Here is a 17987-nt window from a genome sequence, read left to right as displayed (position 1 = left end):
TTTTCCATTCCCACTTTGATTTGCAGAATGCAATGAAAAATTCGTCAAATTTGTATTTCATTTACCAGTACATAAAAAATGGGTTTAAGTTTCAAACTTTCATGGAAAAAGCAGATAAATATATTCTAGTTTTAAAAGAAACCGATTCGACCAACAACTATGCCAACCGATTGATTTCGTCAGGAGGGGCAGAAGGAGGAACTGTCGTTTTGTCACATTACCAACATAAAGGCAGAGGGCAACTCGGAAATCACTGGGAAAGTGCCCGGGAATTGAACCTGCTTGCCAGCATTATTTTATTCCCTGCATTCCTACCGCCCGGGAAACAATTCTATTTATCAAAAATTGCCAGTCTTGCCCTGGCTGACTGGCTTCGACAAAAAACGGACAATGTTTCGATAAAATGGCCAAACGACATATATGTGAAAAATCGGAAAATTGCGGGGATACTGATTGAAACAACGATTCAGGGAAACCTTTTTCATTCAGCAGTTCTGGGTTTCGGCCTTAATCTGAATCAGGTAGAGTTTAGTCCGGAACTGCCTAATCCTGTTTCGCTGAAACAGCTAACAGGCATAAATTATAATTTGATTGACACCGCCAGTCAGATACGGAAGATATTTATGAAGTGGTACCAAAGACTGGAAACGGGACATATTGGGGAAATTGACGATGCTTACCTGGAGAATCTTTTCCGGATAAATGAATGGGCGTTGTTTAAAGAGGAAGGCCAACTGTTGGAAGCTCGTATTAAAGGCACTTCCGAATTTGGCCAGCTCGTTCTCGAAGACCGTTCAGGAAACCTCAGAAATTTCTCATTTAAAGAGGTCGAATTTATTATTTGATATTTTTTGCTACTTGTATGGCAAAGTAGCCAGTGTTTCTGCCAGTTGGTTTATCCCCTCTTCCAATTTGTTGCCTACCATCATTTTTATCATCATGTTCAGGTCGGCGTGGAGTGTGAGCCGAATCTTGGTTTGAAAAGCAGAAACAGGCAGCAGTTGTATCCAGAAAGTAAAACTCATTGGCAAGCCGCCTGAACTTTCCACTTTAATCGTTTTATGCGGTTCACGGTTTACCACACGAATTTCTGCCAACCCCATTCCGGTAATATTGAATCTACAGGAGTCCTGGTCCGATTCGAAGTTACTTATTTTAACTTGCGGAACCTGCTTCGTAATTTTTTCCAGCAGCCCTGAATTCAGGTATTCCGAAAGATTTTCAAAATTCGCCAGATAATCGAACACAATTTGCTGATTATGATCGATAAGTTTTACATTACTGATGTATTTGTTGATGGCCATAATAGTTCGTTATTCCTGTATAATTCGATGATAGCATCTGCCGTTTGAAAAATTCCTATTTTTTTCCCCAGCTGGCCGGATCTTCTCTCCACTCCATCAGGGTTTCTACCTGATCCTGGGTTATTTCGCCTGCTTCAAGCGCCAGATCAATCAAAACCTGGTAGCGGCTTAACGGCGTCAATTCAATGTTGGCCTTCTTAAATTTTTCTTTTGCCACATGGAAGTTGTAGGTAAAAATAGATAGCATACCTATTACTTCGCCCCCAAAATTATTTACCGCTTCAGCAGCTTTCAGGCTACTGTCACCCGTTGAAACCAAATCTTCAATAATCACCACTTTCTGCTCCGGTTTAAGATCGCCTTCGATAAGGTTCTCGAGTCCGTGCCCCTTTGGTTTTGAGCGAACATAAATGAATGGCAGTCCCAACTTATCCGCAACCAGCACTCCGTGTGCAATTGCCCCTGTGGCCACCCCGGCAATTACTTCGGCCTGCGGATATTTCTCCCGGATAATTTCTACAAATTTATCGCGGATAAGCGACCGGGTTTCCGGATAAGACAAAGTCTTGCGATTATCGCAATATATAGGTGATTTCCAACCAGATGCCCAAACAAACGGACTATTGGGCTGGATTTTAATGGTATCTATTTCTAAAAGTTTTTTTGTAATTTCAATTTGTGTTCGTTCCATACCTGATGTGATATTTTAACTTTGTTGTTTATAACGATAGAGCAAATGTATAAAGTTTTTCTGAATGACCGACTGATAAAAATCGGTGCTTCCACGAATATAACATTAAATAAACCAATCGTAAGCTTCAAAGAATCGTGCACTGTGGCGGAGATAAAAGAATGGTTTAAATCATTTTTAAACAATGATTTAGACGAAGTTTTTCTTTTACATCCCGAGCCCGGATGGTTCTTTCTGTTGTTTCAATCGATTTTTCTGCCTGTGCCGGCGGCCGGCGGTGTGGTTATTTCAGAAAATCGCCTTCTTTTTATTTTCCGCAGAGGAAAATGGGATTTGCCCAAAGGAAAAATTGATGAAGGAGAAACGCCTGAAAAGGCGGCGATGAGGGAAGTAATGGAAGAAACAGGTATTCAGGGCCACCGGATAACCAGGCCCCTAGCATCCACCTTCCATATTTACCAGTCTCCATACCCGGATACAAAAGGCCAGTGGATTTTTAAAGAGACATTTTGGTTTGAAATGAACTACCAGGGAACAAATGCCGGCATTCCTCAAACCGAAGAAAACATTACCGAAATAAAATGGTTATCCGGCAATGAACTCGATGCGGTATTGAACAACACTTATGGAAGCTTGCAAGATATTATTTTGCTTTACCAAAACGATTAATATTTCCAGGGCGAGGCATGGTCAAATCCTTTGGTTGTCTGCAACGTTGTTTTTGATGCACAAGTGGATTATTCCCTAATATTTTAGCGGAACAGATTCATGTGTCACAGTACCCGCAGAAACCTTCCACACCCTAAAGCCCAACGGGCGCTTGTCGAAATTTACACTGGTTGTTTCGCTGGTTACCATTTGGGTTCCTTCAAAATTATTAACAATCAGCCTGTGGGCATGCCCGGAAAGATAGGCCACCACATTGTTTTCCCGAAACAGATTCAGTACCTCTTTTCTTTTTGCCGGGGGCAGGTTAAAATAGCCCGTTTGCTCTGCAGGATCTTCCACATAAATGGGCGAGTGCCCGGCTACAAACACCGACGATTTTTTCTTTCGGGCAACTTCTAATGTCTTCTTAAACCAGTGGTCGTGTTTCTCCGACTCGTTCTCTACCTCGCCATTCCACAATTGGGTGTTTGCAATGATAAATGTGTAGCCTTTGTGCATAAAACTATAGTAATCTTTCCCTATTACTTTGCGGTAGTAAACCAGCGATGTGTCATTCGGAATTTTCTGAATATCGTGGTTGCCGGCAACACAATAGCAAGGCACCTTTAATTTGTTTTTGATGTTTAGAAAGTCGGCATACGAACTATCGTTGGCAACATTTACAAGATCGCCGCAAATGATTACAAAATCAGGATTGATCTCATTTATTTGTTTAACAGCCTGATTGAATGATTGCAGATCTTTTTCGTAATCTTCAAACCCCAGTTGGGTATCTGCTACCTGTACAAATGTAAAAGTTTGGGGAGCAGGCTCAGTAAATGAAAACAGAGAGAAAAAGGAAAAAAGAAAAAGCCAGTACTTCGTAAAAATGAATTGCATTGTATATCGTTTAAGATTGTTTTCTACTTTGAATTGATTTTCCACATTACAAAAATCGCACTTGTTTAAATTAAACTCTTAACTGTAATTCTTTTCATGCTCGTTTCACATTGAAACGGCATTACTTTACTGTTTTCTTTGCCGCTCAAACAATTCTCGTTGCAGAAATCTCCCAAACTGCTGCTCAAAACCATCAAGCGGAGATTTGGTTTGCTGAAAGACCACCTCGTGTTTATCATTCAGAAGCAGGCAGGTAGGAAATGATTTCACACGATATTCTTCGGTAAAACGGCCTTCTTCATCCACCAAATGAATTCCCGGAATTTTCTGTTTATCCAAAAACATTTTCATTTCGATAAGATCCGTTTTCCTAAGAACAATTATGATCTCGAGGTATTTCTGAAAGCGGTCTTCAATTTTTGTAAGGTATTTCAAATGCTCCCGGCACACAATCATTTCCGTATCGGCAAAAACCAGGTATTTAAATTTATCGTCTCCTGAAATTTCATTGGTGCAAAAACGTTGCCCGCTGGTATTTTTCAGACAAACGACAGGTGCCAAACTACCCGGCCGAAGATGTCTCAGTTTTATTAGAATATTTTTTGCCGTCTCTTTTACTGCTTTTTCCTGGTCTTTAACAAAAATATCCGCTCTTACCAGATTTAAAATGGCATTCTCAGAGAAGTCGCCGGAATAAAAACCATCGTGCAACATTTTTAAAAGTACCAGCCGTGCAACTGGCCCTGTTATCTTGTAATTGTCCTTAATAAACTCCAGCAGAAATCCGGTGTCCGTTTGAGAAACAGCCCCCCTGATTCTTTCTCCTTTTATGGATTTTGCTGCAAAACTAAGTTTATTGCCATACATTTTGTCGAAAAGCCCGGTAAATGCAGGATGATTCCAAAAGGCAGAAGGTACCTCCGAGAGTTCATCAGAAACAGATGCAGGCTCCAACTTGAATGCATCGGCCTCCACCGCCTTTATTTTTAACTTTTTATGAAAAAGAAAAGTCTTTGAAGAAATGCTACCGAACTGTTGCTCGAGCACAGCAGAAAGAGAATCAAACACCTGCCTGGATTCCCTTAAATACAATTGGTTAAAATATTTATCCCTGAGTTGGTAAAGCTGGTTATCAAAAGCAGAGATCCGGTCATTAAGCTGGTTTCCCCCACCTGTAGCAAACCAGAATTCTACCGGTTGGAAGTAGGGGTTTTTCTGATCCGCAAACGATTTATCGCGAAAAGGTGGTAACAACAAGGTGATTTTTTCTCCCGGTTCAAGAAAAAGCATCCCACGGTAAATTCCGAAGTCACTGAAAACAAAGGTGGGTTGTTCAACCTCTGCCTCGGCGGAAAAAACGCCATTGCTGTTTACTTCAAGTGTGAATACATGTACCTTTTCGCGGGTCACCGGATCAGACAACCGGAAAAAATCAAGCTTTTTCCCTGCATACTCTTCATTCCAGCCACTGATTGACGTAGCCGAGACAGGTAGGTTCGTCCAAATAATCAGAAGAACAGATAAGAGCCATCCATTCATAAACCCTATTTGTTGTTATCCGGTTTAAAATCTTTTAAATCGAGTCCGGCAGGAAGAAACATACTGGCATCGCCCCCGTGAAAAACAATATCCCGGATAATGGTGGCATTTACCGGTGTATGTTCAGGTAAGGTCAACAGGAATACTGTTTCAATTTCAGGATGCATTTTTTTGTTTACCTGAGCTATGGCGCGTTCATATTCAAAATCGGATGAAGTACGCAGTCCCCGCAAAATATATTGAGCCCCCACCTCTTTGCAAAAATCAACTGTTAGCCCTTCATGCACGGATACTTCAATTTTCGCTTCCTGCTGAAACACCTGTTTGATCCATTTCAAGCGTTTCTCCAATGGAAAAAAAGACGTTTTGTTGGCATTGAACCCAATCATAATAAAAATTTTATCGAACATAGGCAAGGCCCGTCGCACAATAGATTCGTGTCCAATGGTAAAAGGATCAAATGATCCCGGGAATATGGCTGTTTTCATACTATTAAAGTTGTTTTTTTTCAAAGGTATAGTATGCCTGCCCGGCTTACGCGGTCAGACGGGGAAATCGCGTGTACTTTAATCATTCTCCTGGGCGTAAATGTTTTACATACTCGTTTCATAATTACTTTTTTTACTAAGGTACAAACATATTTTATTTTTCCCTGCCTGACGAAAACGCCCCGTGCATTTAGTTTATTGCTTTTGCCCTGTTGGCATTAACAAATAATATATTTCCCAGTTTCTCATATCCTTCTGTAAATTCTTCTGTCTTTTCAATTTTTTCCGAAGTAAACCCGATAAGTGTCAAATCGGCATCGACAGAGTATTTGGTTATGACCTCTTTACGGTGCCCCTCTTCAAAAGAAACCATGGTTACGTTTGAAGGACTGATGGGCAACCGGCCGGTTTTTATAAGTCCTAGCAACTGTTTGCGCTTTTCGTTCATCATCGCTTTCGGATAAAGGGCAAAAATTTTTATTTTCCCCTTTTCCCAATCAGGATGCCCCAAAATAATGTAGCCAAGCAGAATCATTAAATTGGCATTCCGGTAATCATCGGGCCTAATCCAGATATGTATCTCATTTTTATATCCGAAACTTTTATACGAAGTGTTCAGGATACAAATATCAAATCCGGTAGATTCTGCAATTCCATAATTGGCTGCAATTTCTTTCAGGTTTTGCGGATCGGTTCTCGAAAATTCAAATAAAATGAGGTTATTCCCTTTTCCTGAAATGCCCGAAAGCTGCACCACCTGAGCAATAGCTGAAGTGTATGATGGTGAAATAATCGTATCGAGGTAAACCCTGTTTTTACTGCCATGTGCCAGTTTGATGAGTCGATCCAAAACTATTTTCGACTCCTCACTCGTTTCAGCATTTAGGTAGCCTTTTACATAATGGATATACGTACCAAAGCCATATTTAAAGGAAATCCACCGCATGATATCAAAAGCAGAACGACGGCTAAACGTGTCATGCGAGATACAGACCCCGAAAGGGCGCCAGCTTTTCTGTTGGTCGGCGCTATCTGCCCGTTGCAGGAAAATCTGGAGCTGACGGCTCAATTGGAATACAACCCCTTTAAAAAGTTTGTTCAGACCCTGATTTTCTTCGTTTCCAAGCATAACCATATAATAAATGAGGCCCATGATAACAATGGAAGCGGCTGCGTAAGGGGCATTCATTTTAAACATGAGCCAGAAAGAAAACAGGGCACCTGCCAACGAAACATACCAGTTTGAGCGAAAAGTAGGCCGGTAGGCCGGATCGGCAGCAAAGTGTTCCAGGAAAGAAATAAGACAGATCGCCCCATAAGTCACCATAAAAAACATGGAAATAATTTGTGCCACAAAATCGATACTCCCCACAGCTACAAACACGAAGGCAATAAAAACAGTTATCAACGAGGCGTTTACCGGTTCGTTGTCCTGCTTTCTACCCCGGGCAAACCACTTATTAATATTGTTTTCCGGGAAAATATTATCGAACCCGATGGCCTGCAGGGTGCGTGGTGCAACCATAATCGATCCCAAAGCCGAGCTCAATGAAGCTGCGGCTAATCCAACCGGAATGATGGGACCCCACAAAGCAATTTTTCTCATAATAAGTTGATCACTCACCAAATCCTCAGGCGAGGCTGAATTCGTAAATTTCCATGCAACAGCAATATATATCAGCATCCCGACAAACGTGGCCCAAAGCGTACCACGGGGAATTGATTTCTGAGGATTTTTCAAATCACCTGAAAGCCCTAAGCCCGCTGCCAATCCGGTAAAGGCCGGGAAAACGATAGTAAAAACATAAAAAAAATTTTCATGGTTCACAATCCTGGCATGAAGATTAATTTCCGGGGGTTTTATGGGGGAATTTCCCAGAAAGAAGAACAAAATGGAAGTAAACAGAACAATGACAACCACATAAAGGGCTTTCATCCCAAGATTAGCCCCCTTAACCAAAATGAGTACCGAAAGCAACGCCATGGTAGGTATGGAAATCCAACGACGATCGGGAATATAAAAACCATATTGTTGGTAAATCCAGTCGATAAGCGGTTCAAATGCCTCACCAAAAGCAATGATGTAAAAGGCAACGCTGATTGCCTGCGACAGGTATAGTGTAATGCCAATTGCACCCCCTATATTCATACCAAACGACCGGCTTATAATGAAATAGGCACCCCCTCCCTGAACCCGCTGGTTTGTAGCTATTTCAGCAACTGCAAAAGCAGTAGGAATGGTTACCACGTGTCCTAAAACTATGATCCCAATTACTCCCCAGAAACCAACATGGCCTACTGCCCAGCCAAAACGGAGAAACAGAACAGCACCAAGAATAGTAGAAAGAGCTGTAAAAAATACCGGAAGAGTGCCAAACCTGGCGTGGGTGTTTACCAGCGATTTTGCCATTTTTTCATTTCTATTTAGGGTCAAAAATCAAGTTTATTCTTTAAAAAAGCAAAGATAGACCCCATGATTTCTTTCAAAATATTTTTTTTGCCTTAAATATTGACTTAAATCCTTTATTTTGCCTGAGCAAATAAAAAGGAGAAAATCATTTGAACGGAAGGCTGAAAAATAGTTTATGGGCTGTTGCATTTTTAATGATAATCCTGGCCTGGATTTTCGGTTTATTTATTGATCTGACCGGTGACTCCGGGCTGTATGCTGCCATCTCAAGACAAATGGTAGAGTCGGGCGACTGGCTAAACCTGAAGATTAATGGCGAACCGTACGATCAGAAACCGCACCTGTTTTTCTGGTTGGCAGGATTGGGAATCCAGCTTTTTGGAAATACCAACTTTGCCTTTAAATTGTTCCCCTTTCTTTTCGGATTAAGCAGTCTTTATTCTATCTACCGCCTGGCACGTTTATTTTTTTCTGAATTGGCCGGAAAGCTGGCTGCCTTAATAACAGGGACTTCCCAAATATTTTTCCTTTACTTTCTTGACCTTCATACCGACTCGGTTTTGCAGGCTGCAGTAGCACTCGCTTTGTGGCAGTTGGCGGAATATCTAAACAGTAAAAAGCCTTTAAATTTTATTCTGGGTTTCCTTGGAATCGGACTGGCCATGCTTACCAAAGGACCTGTTGGAGCTATTCTCCCTTTCTTTTTTGTGTTGTTTTTTCTCCTTTTAAATAAAGATTACCGGCAGCTTTTTCACCCTAAGTGGCTGTTAGGAATAATTTTAGTACTTGTAATCATTTCACCCTCGCTTTACCACTTAGGGAAAAGCTTTGGTTTTGAAGGTATCCGCTTCTACTTTATAGATAATAATATCGGACGTGTAACCGGCAAAGTGGCGGGTTCAAGCACCGATCCTTTTTTTTACCTTTACAACCTGCTTTGGGCTTTTCTTCCATGGACAGTCCTGGTTTTGGCCGCATTGTTTTGGGAGATTAAAAGCTGGTTTGGGAAACAGTCAGTTCATAAATTTGCTTCGTCACTGCTTGGAAGTATTTTAGTTTTACTTTTTGTTTACAGCATTGCCCGGGGAAAAGCCCCAAACTATCTAATGATCTTGATTGGGCCTCTGATAATAATTGCAAGTGGTAAGATGCAACACTATTCTCAACTGTCTTCCTCCGCATTTATTAAACTGACTCTTGCACAGGTTGTCATTTGGGTTCTCCTCGTTGGGTTACTTTTGGCAGTAGGTTTTCTTTTCCATGAAATCAGTTGGTTTACGTTTATACTGTTTTTGCTGACGGGAATAGTTATACTTTTCCTGTATTTAAAAATTGAAAAAGACAATTGGTGTAGATTGATTTATTCTGGTGTAATTATTTCGACAATGCTCAATCTCTACCTGAATGCCGTTGTTATACCAAAATTATTTTCTTACCAAGGAAACAGACAGGCGTTGGATCTATTTGAATCGGACAATTCGCAACAAAACCGACTCTATAATTATGCTTTGGAAGAATACGAATTGTTTTTCAATGCAAAAGATTCGGTACGAAATATTGCCACATGGAAACAATTGTACGAAGCGATGGAAAAAACCGGAACATGGATTTACACCAATGAAATAAAATGTAATGAAATTTTAAATATGGGTTTTCAGATAGATACAGTTTACCAGATTAAGCACCGGGGAATGAACCATATTTCATGGCAGTTTGTAAATCCCGATACAAGAAACTATTCGCTGGAACCCAACTACCTTATAAAAACAAAAACTGGCCAGAACAAAATAATACTAAAATGAATTTAAAAAATAGGCATCACATAGCTATATTTGTCCGTTAAGAGTTGAAAGCTAAACAGAATTGAAAAACAAACAAATGATACTATCCATTATAATACCCGTTTACAACGAAGAAAAGACCATAACAGCCATTTTAGACAGAGTATTGGCGGTAGAATTACTTTACAATTTTAAAAAAGAGATTATTCTGGTTAACGATTGTTCCACTGACAAATCATCGGAGGTAATCGGGAATTACATAAAGCATCATCCGGAAATCGGGATACAACTTTTCCATCAGCCACAAAACATGGGAAAGGGGGCGGCACTACATCGCGGAATTGCCGAGGCCAAAGGTGATTGTCTTATCATTCAGGATGCCGATTTGGAGTATGACCCAAGGGAATACAATCATTTACTAAAACCCATTGCTGAAGGAAATGCAGACGTTGTTTATGGTTCGCGGTTTATGGGAGGAAATCCGCACCGCATTTTGTTTTTCTGGCATTCCATCGGGAATAAATTACTAACGACGGTGTCGAATATGTTCACCAACCTGAACATGACCGATATGGAAACATGTTACAAACTGTTTCGTTCCGAAATTATCAAAAAAATTGATCTCAAAGAAAAACGGTTTGGTTTTGAGCCGGAAGTTACGGCAAAGGTGGCAAGGGTGCCAGGTGTACGGATTTACGAGGTGGGTATCTCTTATTACGGCCGCACTTACGAGGAAGGTAAAAAGATTGGCTGGAGGGATGGATTCAGGGCGTTGTGGTGTGTGTTGAAATATAACGTTTTTAAATAAATGTCCATCCCCGTGCGGAAATCAATATTGAATTGGCTGAAACCGGCTTACCCTTGGCTTTTAGCGGCATTGTTTTTGGCTGTTTTAATTAATAACCGCCATAGCAAAACAGGAACGTTTAACTGGATGACTCCCCTATGGGCAGATCAGGCCGGCTACTATGTTTATTTGCCCGGTTTATTTATTTATCATTTTGATGCAAGTTCTTTTCCTGAAGGCATCGAAGAAAAAATGGGAGACGGATTTTCACTCGATCTGGAAAACAATAAAGTCATTACTAGGTATTCGTGTGGAGTTGCAATTTTACAGGCCCCCTTTTTCCTGATAATTCATACTTTGGCTGGACTGATGGGCCTACCCCAGGATGGTTTTTCAGGGATTTACCATCAGGTTCCCAATCTGGCCGCTTTATTTTATAGCATTCTTGGTTTATTTTTCTTATGGAATTTTTTACGGTTCTATTACCGGCCGCACATTGTTTCTTTTACCCTTGGAATTTTGTTTCTTGGCACAAACCTATATTATTATGCTGTTGACAGTACAGGAATGTCGCATATCTATTCTTTTAGCTTGTTTGCAATAACAGCATGGGTAACAAAAAAAATGTTAATGGTAAATAAAGAAAACCAACTTGTTCATTTTGCCGTATGGAGTTTACTTTTTGCATTGGTTGTTTTGGTCCGGCCAACAAACCTATTCATTTTGCCTTTTCTGTTTACCCTTGATTTAAATTCGTTTTCAGAATTTTGGGACAGGATAAAAAGATTTGCCACGATTAAAAATATTTTAGTAATTTCAGTTGCTTTTTTAGTGGTATTTCTACCTCAGTTTTTTTATTGGAAATATGTTTCGGGCAGTTATTTGTTTTATTCTTACGGTGAATACGGTTTTTCAAATTTAACATCTCCCAAAATTATAGAAATCTGGTTTTCTCCAAACAACGGGTTGTTTTTGTACAGTCCGCTGTACTTACTTATCGTGGTTTCAATGGTACTAAATGTAGCGGGTAGGGGCAGCCGTTTAAACGCCTGGATAATATTAGCAACATTTTTTGTGCTCACCTATGTATTTGCCTCCTGGTTTATTTTCTCCTTCGGATGTGGATACGGGAGCCGGAATTTTGTTGAATACAACGTAATGTTTGCACTCCCGCTGGGTTATTTGCTCAACTGGCTTAGACGATTAAAGAGGAACAAACAAATAGTCGCTATTTCCCTGATTGCTTTTTTTGTAATATTTAATCTGAAGTTGGTTTATGCATACAACAGGTGTTTTCAGAGTGGGGACTGGGATTTTCAGGAATATGCTTCCTATCTCGTGAAACTTAGAAAGTATCATCAGGAGTTGGAATTAGATGAAGCGGAGAAAAGCATCTCATCCGACATGGAATATTCGAAAACTCTTTATTTACCGGTGGATAAAGTACATTATCTTAATTTCAGCAAGGCAGTGGTCGCTGCAGAAGTAATTGTGGAGGATAAAAATTTAGAAGCTTTACTGGTTTTGTCTATAGAAAGTCCGGATTCTCTGGTTTATTGGAATTCATGCCTATTGCGGGATCAGATTCCGGATAAAAAAGTGAACCGAAAACATCGTATAGAGGGTGAATTCCGGCTACCTGTACCTCTGCCTGTAAATTCCACAATTGCTGTTTATATCTGGAACAGGGAAAAAGAAACCCTTACTATGAACAAATTGAAGATAACACTGGAATAAAATTGGAATGATTCAGCACATTCAACAAAAATTATTAACTGAATACTCATGACTGAAACAACGGGAAATTTAAAGTATGGAACCGACACGCTGGAAATAATTTCAGCAGCTGACAGATTTAACTACTGGATGTATCGGACCATACAATCTCATTGCAAAGGTAATATATTGGAAATTGGTAGCGGAATTGGCAACATATCACAGTTCTTTGTGGAGGATGGCGCTGAAATTACCCTGAGCGATTTCGACAGCAGTTATTTTCCCCGTCTGAAAGAGAAATTTGGGAACAGACAAAATTTAAAAGGAATCCATCAGATTGATTTTTCAGCTAAAAACCTTGAAGAAAAGCACCCTGAATTAGCCGGGCAGTTTGATACAGTTTTCGCCCTGAATGTAGTGGAACATATTGAAGACCACCAACAAGCATTAAAAAATGCATATACATTTCTTCGGCCAGGAGGCAATGTAGTAATTCTTGTTCCTGCCTTTCAATTTTTATTTAATGGCTTTGATACGCAGCTTGGACATTATAGAAGATACACAAAAAAAACATTGAAAAGTCTGATGGAATCAGCCGGCTTCGAGGTAATCCATTCCATATATTTTAACTTTATTGGTGTACTTGGCTGGTACCTGTCAGGTAATATTTTACAAAAAAAGATGATCCCCAGGGGACAAATGAAATTATATAACGAATTGGTTCCGGTTTGGAAAATAATCGATGTGTTTATGAAGTATTTTACGGGTTTGTCAGTAATTTGTGTAGGGAATAAAAAAGTTTTAAATTGCAAATGAGTGATAAATTTTTTTCTCACCCTGTAATGAAAAGTATAAATAACTATTTAGCCTTTGCCTTGATCGGGCTATCGGCAATTTTCTTTATCCTTTTTTCTGTATTTTCAGATGGAAACTGGGGAGGAGCTGACAGCTACGTTCATTACAGGATTGCCCGTTATGCAGTAAATTACCCTCATCTGTTTCTGGATTTATGGGGAAAACCGGTATTTAATATCCTCAGTTCACCGTTCGCTCAATTCGGATTTTTAGGAATAAAAATTTTCAATGTCGTGGTTGCCTTGCTATCTTCATATCTTGTTTATGATATTGCAAGGATGCATAACTGGCATGGACGTTATGTAGCCATTTTAATGTTACTCTTTGCACCCATTTATTTTATAATTATACCTTCGGCGTTAACAGAGCCACTGTTTGGCCTGGTGCTTGTTGGAGCGGTATGGCTTTTTTTTAAAGACCGGTTCGTTTTGTCTGCTATTGTCATTTCCCTCATTCCGTTTGCCAGGAACGAAGGATTTGTGCTTATTCCATTATTCCTCGTTGCTTACCTGATGAAGAGAAGTTATATAGCTATTCCGTTCTTATTAACTGGATTTTTATTTTTTAGTCTGGTTGGATGGCCTGTCTATGATAATTTTTTCTGGATATTTCCCCAGTCGCAAGGAGGAGGGGATTTGGGAATCTATGGACGCGGGCCTTTATTTCATTATGTACATTCCATTGATAAGATTCTTGGATACCCGATTTTGATTTTTTGGCTTATCGGATTTTTGTTTTCATTTTTTTCCGTACTAAAAAGGTTCAAAAAAATAACCAATGAACATTACTTTTTTCTGCTTGTAGTAGGTGGGTTTCTTACTTATTTTGCTGCACATTCAGTAGTCCGATGGTTATGGGAAGGAAGATCGTTAGGTTTAATCAGGGTCATTGCAGGTGTAGTTCCTCTCGCAGCATTAGTGGGAGCCAGAGGTTTGCATGAACTATTAAACTTTTTTTGGAAAAAAAAATTGCTTTCAAATGTTTTTATTACGGTATCTGCAATACTTATTGTTGTACATCCTTTCAATAAATATCCTGTACCAATACCCACCAGTTGGGAAGAGCAGCTAATTAAAATAAGCTGCAATTGGCTGAAGGAGGAAAACTTAGACGATCATCTGATCTATTTTTATGATCCGTTGATTCCCCACTACCTGGACAAGAACCCTTATGATCGCCAGCAGGTTCACGAGTTGATTGATGATAGGGTGAATCCTGAAAATGGAATACCAACAGATGCAATTATAATCTGGGATGCCCATTTCGGACCGAATGAAGGACAATTGCCCCTTGATCGCTTATTACACAACGAACATTTTGAATTACTAAAAAAGTTTGTACCTGAGCATCCTTTTAAAACCCTTAACGCTTATGATTACGAAATATATATTTTCAGACGCAAATAATAATTGCAATCTTAATTATTCTTTTGAAAAATGAAGCAGTATGTGTCAGGGAAAATTCTCGTAAACGGAAATAACAACATTGCCCCAATAAAAGAGATTGAATATTTTATGAAGTTTTGCTTTTGATCCTGCTTTATCCGATAAGAAATATCAGAAAATCGAATGGTTTTAAGTTGAAAGGATTCGATAAGAGTGAATCCATGTTTAATTCCTATATCTTTTATATTTTTTTTTCTAAAATAATAAAGATGAGGACTATGAAAACTGAATTGCCACATTCGGTTTAATAAATGATGATATCCTAGTTGATATGCAACTTTAGAAAAAAAGTAGAACAATCCTTCCTGGATGGGTATGTTAATTACGAGTAATCCTTCATTGCTAATTATTCGGTGGTTAGATTTCATTGTCTCTTCAATACCAGGAATATGTTCAAGAACATCATTGAAAATAACGAAATCGTATTGTTCGGTTTCGTTTATTATATCAGGATAAAAGCCATTTCGAACATGAAAACCACCTTTCAGATATTTATTGTTGAACCGGGGCTCGGGCTCAATGCCGTCACATTGAATTCCATACTCCTTGCATGTTTCCAAAAACCATCCGTATCCGCAACCTACTTCAAGTCCTTTAGCATTTGGCAATAAGCGATTAATAGATTTGGCAATTTGCTGAAAGTTTTCTTTACGCAATTGTTTTAATGCTTTTTCCCTTTCTTTTTCATTTAAACTTGAATTGAAATTTGTATTGAAAACAGCATCGTGGCACAATTCCAATTTGCACTCATTACATTGATATACGGTGTGTTTTAGTTGATATTTCGCTATAGGATTAGATGTGCTGGAGCAGACAGGACATTCAAACTCATTCATTGTTTTTGTATTGGATGGTGAGGGATGTTCTGAATATCAAAATTAAGGGCGCTAAGCAGAAGTTGAAATCCCAGAATAATAAGCAGTGCTGCTATCATAACCGTCCCCGCTGGTGTTGTTGACATTGCTTCATAGCTAGTAACCCAATGATAGATACCGAAGACCAGGCCCACTATAATAGCAAGTAAACCACCTAAAAATTGCATGGTGCCGGCATTGAAATCTCGCAATAAATAACAATAAAAAAAACGTTTTAAAAAGCGATTTACATATTTCATCGGGAATTCCCAAAGTACCGTGCCTATTATTAAATTCGATTTCTCATTCCCATATACAGGAGATATAGGGATATCTTTTACTACAGCACGAAGCACAGATAAACGGAATAACATGTCTGATTCAAAAAAGTATCTGTTATCAATTTTGTTGAGAGGGAGAAGTTTCAGAACGTTAACATGAATTGCAGTAAAACCATTAGTGGGATCGATAATATTCCAGTATCCATTAACCATTTTGTTAATTAATGACAGAAAACTGTTTCCAATGAGTCTCATGCGGGGCATTATCAGAAGCTTTTCAACGTCAAAGAACCTATTCCCTTTTGAATAATCAGCTTCTCCTGTTTCAATAGGTATAACTAATTTCGGAATAAAATCGGGATTCATTTGTCCATCGCCATCAAGCTTCACAACGATTTCTGCTCCATCAGAAATGGCTTCTTTATATCCCGTTATAACCGCACCCCCAACGCCTTTATTTTTTTCGTGATAGATTACTTTAATCCTGGGGTCTTTTGTATTTTTTTCAACATACTCCCCAGAATTCTCTGGGCAAGCATCATCTACAATATAAATATGTGAAACTTCATTGCCAATTGCCTGCAGGACATCTAATATGTGATTTCTAACTTTGTAACACGGTATTACTACAGCAATCATTATTTTTACTTTTTATAACTCAGTTTGTTTTATTGGAATACTCATCTATCCCCATCAGCGCTTTGCTATAATCGGGTGCCCGTAGTTTGCTTTCAAATTCAGGCGAAGGCTTCTTATCCAAATAGGAATCCCAGAAGGCTTCTTTCGTCATTGAATCCCAGTGGATTGAAAAGTTTCTTCGCTTGTTAATATGATGTACCCCAGCCAATACTAAAATAAAAGCAACTATTACGACAGGATATTTTATCCATTTTAATTTCAGGGAACTTATATAAGTAAAAAATGCACCTGAAGACAAGGCTAATAATCCATAAATATCAATCATAAAACGATTACCAAAAGCTCCTCCGGACCACCAGCACCACCATGAATATGAAACATAGATAAAAACCAGAAATGTAATAGCCAAAGGTAATTGCAATTCCTTTTGCTTTTTCCATAATATAAACATTCCCAGAACAGAAAAAATCATGGCAGGAGAATACACAAGCCAACCATTCCGATAACTAAAAAAGCCATTTATAATTTTTGGGTCATTGAAAAAGAACTGGCTTCCGTCGGCATAAGAATTATAAAAAAAGGAACCGGTCAATAGTTTCCAATAGAGAAATTGCGGAAACCATATAATAAACCAAAAAAACAGAATAAGTGCCAGGTGCTTATATCTTGACAGGAAAAAATTTCCCCGGTTTATTAGAGCTCTCCAACTTTTTATTCCAAAGAATATAAAAAAAAGCGAAACAAGAATATTCGTTGGTCTGACCAATGAAATTAATCCTATTAAAATGCCCAGCAAGATGGTATATATATATTTTTGTTTATCATACCATTTAATGGTAAACCAGACAAACAAGGTAATAAGGGCAAAGCTAAATGTGTGAGACATTCCTTGTTCAAAGGTTGCATAATAAAACAAATTCGAGCTAGCAGCGGTTATTACGACAACTAAGGAAGAAATAAAAGGATTAAAATATTGCAACAATAATTTACATAAGAAAAATAAACCCAGTGCGAAGTAAAAAATAGCTGAGATGATTATTGCCAGATGGTATGGTTCAGAATAACCTCCTGCATCATATTCCGAATTTAAGGCATAATAATGTGCTGCAAAAAAGAATGGGGCATACAGGAATGACATTCCCATTGATGTAACAAACACTTTACTGCCATTTGGAGCCTCTTTAGGCCACATTTCAAATTGGTGCGGCCCAGAATAATTATCGATAAATTTCAATGTAATATCATTATAAATAAAGGCTGCAGGTAAATATCCATAATATGAAATTACATCCCATTGAATTACCTGTTTGTTTTTCCATGAATGAACGTTGTTTGTAATATTAATCGAAAGCAGTACAATAAGGAAAGAAACAATGTATGGAAAATTTAGCTTAAGAAATTTAAATCTATTCATTAATAAAAATAAAATGATTCCTCTTATTTAGGATTTTAAAGTCTGTTTACAAAAATAGAATTTTTTTTGTGGATTTCGTCCTTTAAAAACTATGGTAATGGGTATGGTTTTCCTTTTAACGGCCTACACTTGGAGTTTTACAAAAGATATGGTTTTTGATAAATTACGGAAGGCGCTGTTTATTACTCTGCCAACTGCGAATATTGGTTTTGTACGGCGATAGAGAAAAAGTTGA

The 17987-nt window shown here is 38.7% G+C and carries 16 protein-coding genes; 7 read left to right on the top strand and 9 right to left on the bottom strand.

What is annotated here, in order from left to right; translation table 11 throughout:
- The first annotated feature begins 101 nt into the window (after positions 1-101).
- Complete coding sequence (locus D1164_RS00190) at positions 102-845, top strand: biotin--[acetyl-CoA-carboxylase] ligase (RefSeq protein WP_172594264.1); 744 nt, start codon at positions 102-104, stop codon at positions 843-845.
- Positions 846-854: 9 nt separating this feature from the next.
- Here the strand turns inward: D1164_RS00190 and D1164_RS00185 are convergent, their stop codons facing one another.
- Both D1164_RS00185 and pyrE read right to left on the bottom strand, forming a co-directional pair.
- Positions 855-1304, bottom strand: a complete 450-nt coding sequence (locus D1164_RS00185) for an SRPBCC family protein (RefSeq protein ID WP_119347916.1) — start codon at positions 1302-1304, stop codon at positions 855-857.
- A 55-nt stretch (positions 1305-1359) separates the two neighbouring features.
- Entirely contained in the window at positions 1360-1995 is a 636-nt protein-coding gene (gene pyrE / locus D1164_RS00180; protein ID WP_119347915.1) for an orotate phosphoribosyltransferase, read from the bottom strand.
- A 45-nt stretch (positions 1996-2040) separates the two neighbouring features.
- Here pyrE and D1164_RS00175 point away from each other — a divergent pair, with 45 nt between their 5' ends.
- The gene (locus D1164_RS00175) at positions 2041-2664 is read left to right on the top strand and encodes an NUDIX hydrolase (protein WP_119347914.1); all 624 of its coding nucleotides are present in this window, start codon (positions 2041-2043) and stop codon (positions 2662-2664) included.
- A 75-nt stretch (positions 2665-2739) separates the two neighbouring features.
- Here D1164_RS00175 and D1164_RS00170 read toward each other — a convergent pair whose 3' ends face one another.
- The 4 genes from D1164_RS00170 to D1164_RS00155 form a co-directional block, all read right to left on the bottom strand.
- Positions 2740-3543, bottom strand: a complete 804-nt coding sequence (locus D1164_RS00170; protein ID WP_147371964.1) for a metallophosphoesterase — start codon at positions 3541-3543, stop codon at positions 2740-2742.
- 126 nt (positions 3544-3669) lie between these two features.
- A complete protein-coding gene (locus tag D1164_RS00165; protein ID WP_119347912.1) occupies positions 3670-5082 on the bottom strand; it encodes a TlpA family protein disulfide reductase in 1413 nt (470 codons plus the stop codon).
- Positions 5083-5087: 5 nt separating this feature from the next.
- The gene (coaD, locus tag D1164_RS00160) at positions 5088-5570 is read right to left on the bottom strand and encodes a pantetheine-phosphate adenylyltransferase (RefSeq protein ID WP_119347911.1); all 483 of its coding nucleotides are present in this window, start codon (positions 5568-5570) and stop codon (positions 5088-5090) included.
- 190 nt (positions 5571-5760) lie between these two features.
- On the bottom strand, positions 5761-7980 hold the full coding sequence (locus D1164_RS00155; protein WP_119347910.1) for an APC family permease: 2220 nt from the start codon (positions 7978-7980) through the stop codon (positions 5761-5763).
- A 149-nt stretch (positions 7981-8129) separates the two neighbouring features.
- Between D1164_RS00155 and D1164_RS00150 the strand changes: the two genes are divergently transcribed.
- From D1164_RS00150 to D1164_RS00130, 5 genes are all read left to right on the top strand, one after another.
- A complete protein-coding gene (locus D1164_RS00150; protein WP_119347909.1) occupies positions 8130-9782 on the top strand; it encodes an ArnT family glycosyltransferase in 1653 nt (550 codons plus the stop codon).
- Between the two features lie 76 nt (positions 9783-9858).
- Positions 9859-10569 (top strand): glycosyltransferase family 2 protein, encoded by a 711-nt coding sequence (locus tag D1164_RS00145; protein WP_119348312.1) that lies wholly within the window; start codon positions 9859-9861, stop codon positions 10567-10569.
- Positions 10570-10581: 12 nt separating this feature from the next.
- Positions 10582-12285, top strand: a complete 1704-nt coding sequence (locus D1164_RS00140) for a hypothetical protein (protein WP_147371962.1) — start codon at positions 10582-10584, stop codon at positions 12283-12285.
- Between the two features lie 48 nt (positions 12286-12333).
- Positions 12334-13080 carry a class I SAM-dependent methyltransferase gene (locus D1164_RS00135; protein ID WP_119347907.1) on the top strand — a complete coding sequence of 249 codons (747 nt, stop codon included), beginning with the start codon at positions 12334-12336 and terminating at the stop codon, positions 13078-13080.
- Complete coding sequence (locus tag D1164_RS00130) at positions 13077-14525, top strand: hypothetical protein (protein WP_119347906.1); 1449 nt, start codon at positions 13077-13079, stop codon at positions 14523-14525. The genes D1164_RS00135 and D1164_RS00130 overlap by 4 nt, the downstream gene beginning before the upstream one ends.
- An 11-nt stretch (positions 14526-14536) precedes the next feature.
- On the opposite strand, the gene D1164_RS00125 is transcribed toward D1164_RS00130, so the two are convergent.
- The 3 genes from D1164_RS00125 to D1164_RS00115 are packed head-to-tail and all read right to left on the bottom strand — an operon-like array spanning position 14537 to position 17752.
- On the bottom strand, positions 14537-15400 hold the full coding sequence (locus tag D1164_RS00125; RefSeq protein WP_119347905.1) for a class I SAM-dependent methyltransferase: 864 nt from the start codon (positions 15398-15400) through the stop codon (positions 14537-14539).
- Complete coding sequence (locus tag D1164_RS00120) at positions 15397-16338, bottom strand: glycosyltransferase family 2 protein (protein WP_206610877.1); 942 nt, start codon at positions 16336-16338, stop codon at positions 15397-15399. Before D1164_RS00120 ends, D1164_RS00125 begins: the two co-directional genes overlap by 4 nt.
- A 19-nt stretch (positions 16339-16357) precedes the next feature.
- Positions 16358-17752, bottom strand: coding sequence for a hypothetical protein (locus tag D1164_RS00115; RefSeq protein WP_119347903.1), 1395 nt, complete (start codon positions 17750-17752; stop codon positions 16358-16360).
- Between the last annotated feature and the right edge of the window lie 235 nt (positions 17753-17987).

Source organism: Mariniphaga sediminis (genome assembly GCF_003573545.1).
In the GTDB taxonomy this organism is placed as follows: Bacteria; Bacteroidota; Bacteroidia; order Bacteroidales; family Prolixibacteraceae; genus Mariniphaga; species Mariniphaga sediminis.
The sequence above is the reverse complement of the archived record's forward strand: the minus strand, read 5'-3'. Positions and strand labels throughout refer to the sequence as shown.